At 53.6% G+C, this 1,830-nt stretch carries 2 protein-coding genes; both read right to left on the reverse strand.

Annotated elements, in window-relative coordinates; genetic code table 11:
• Nucleotides 1–188: 188 nt before the first annotated feature.
• Complete coding sequence (locus tag C0K55_RS25580) at nucleotides 189–1,376, reverse strand: IS91 family transposase (protein WP_089552068.1); 1,188 nt, start codon at nucleotides 1,374–1,376, stop codon at nucleotides 189–191.
• Nucleotides 1,376–1,741, reverse strand: coding sequence for a transposase (locus C0K55_RS25585; RefSeq protein WP_089552069.1), 366 nt, complete (start codon nucleotides 1,739–1,741; stop codon nucleotides 1,376–1,378). Before C0K55_RS25585 ends, C0K55_RS25580 begins: the two co-directional genes overlap by 1 nt.
• Nucleotides 1,742–1,830: the final 89 nt, after the last annotated feature.

Consider the following 1,830-nt stretch of genomic DNA (forward strand, 5'->3'; position numbering starts at 1 on the left):
ATCGATAGGAATTTAAAACCCGGAAAGATCGAAAAAACACCAGAAAGCGAATCACCGGGCGACATCTCACGCGTCTTATATTATTTGTATTGTCGATTAAAACGCATTGATTGATTGGAGTTGGGTATCTCTGATGGTTTTTTTACTCCATTTCCCTCAAAATGGACGCAACTTCCCCGATGCGGCTCTCAGCCGCACACCCGCTGTCGCGCCAGTGGCTCATGCATCCCGACCAGCTCTGCCAGACGGTAGCCCCGCTTCAGCCCCGTAAAACGCATCTGACCTCCGCACAGCACGCATTTCAGCGGGTCAACCTTCAGTAACCGCTGATACATCCCCCTCCATGTTATTTGCCTCGCCGTTTTTCTCACTGTCTCCGTTATGGTGTATACCACCTCTTCCAGTAAGCGCCGCTTCGCCGGACTCAGAAAACCGTAGTACCTCACCATACGGAACCCTTTATCCGCCACATGCCAGGAGAACTTTTCCATGAACTCATCTCCACTCATCACCAGGTATTCTTCCCGTTTTGTCCGGTGACTGTTGTAACGCAGGCCAATTTCATCCCGACCGGCATAATGCTCCAGACGGCTCATCGGCACCGGCGGCTTTTTCAGGTAAGAGCCAAAGTACACCGCCACGTGGGTGGCGTTATCCATTACCCTGGAGACGTTGGCATTCCAGCCACGGCGGTAATGTGTGTCCAGGAAGCGATTCCAGTCCCGTCTGCTGTTTCCTTCCACTGCCAGCTCATCCGGTATTACCAGGTCCGGGTATTTCCGGGACAGTAGCCGCGTTATCCGGTAACGCCACATGCTCATCACCTTACGGGCGTAAAAATGAAGGTTTTTCCAGGTGTGACCTGACGTCACGCCTCCGGCTGTTGTCGACAGGTGAATGTGCGGGTGCCACTGTTGGTCACGCCCCCAGGTGTGGATTACCGTGAATATCCCCGGCTCCACATCTGCCTGGCGGCAGATTTCCAGTATCACATCCGCAGCAATACGACTCATCTCTGCCAGCAACCACCGGTTGTGGAACACCAGGGACCAGTACTGGCAGGGAAGCGTGAACACAATATGCTGCCACGGGCAGTCGGGGACCAGACTCAGCAGATACTGTATCCACTGTGCGCCGGCCTTCACTCCGCAGTGCGGACAGGAGCGGCTTTTACACCGGAAACAGACCTTCTTTGTATGGCAACAGTCCGGTGATGAACAACACCACTGCGTGTAGCCCATCAGTGTGGTCCCGCACGCCATGATTTTTGTCACAGACTCAATGACTACCGGACGTACTGAGCCTTCCGGCTGTTTCTCCAGCCAGTTAAGCCAGCGGTTTCCCTGCTGAAAAGTGTCGGCAAAACGGGGAAGCATCAGAAGAGCGGGGTGACTCCGTCCGGCCAGTGAACTGTGCCGCACTCCGGGCAGTACATACCGCCGGCGCTGATACCGGCAAGAATGGTCGCAAACTCCCGCTCTGTACAACGGGCTATTTCCGGATACCCTTCGTCATCAACACGTACAAACCAGAAGACCAGCTTTTTGTTTCCCACATCCACAAAGAACGGAATATTCAGGTCTGCGCAGCATTCAACGGCATCGTCAAAACTATCAAAGCGCAGAACTTCTGCGTCTTCTTCGTCAAAGAAGTCATCGTCGTGAAGCGTCACGACATAGCGGGAGAGTTTGCTTCTTTGAGGGGCGGGTTTTCGTTTTCGGGGTTTAGCTGAACGGGCCATATAACCACCTGAAAGACAATGACATTGCTTGTTTTTATAACGGTAATCTCAGGCCATGACAAGCCGCAGCCGCCAGGCTGCCTACTCGA

The organism is Escherichia sp. MOD1-EC6098, from assembly GCF_002965865.1.
GTDB classification, from domain to species: Bacteria; Pseudomonadota; Gammaproteobacteria; order Enterobacterales; family Enterobacteriaceae; genus Escherichia; species Escherichia marmotae.

Coding starts and splice junctions, on each gene's coding strand:
- C0K55_RS25580 (WP_089552068.1), bottom strand. CDS start 1,376: ATGCTTCCCCGTTTTGCCGACACTTTTCAGCAGGGAAACCGCTGGCTT.
- C0K55_RS25585 (WP_089552069.1), bottom strand. CDS start 1,741: ATGGCCCGTTCAGCTAAACCCCGAAAACGAAAACCCGCCCCTCAAAGA.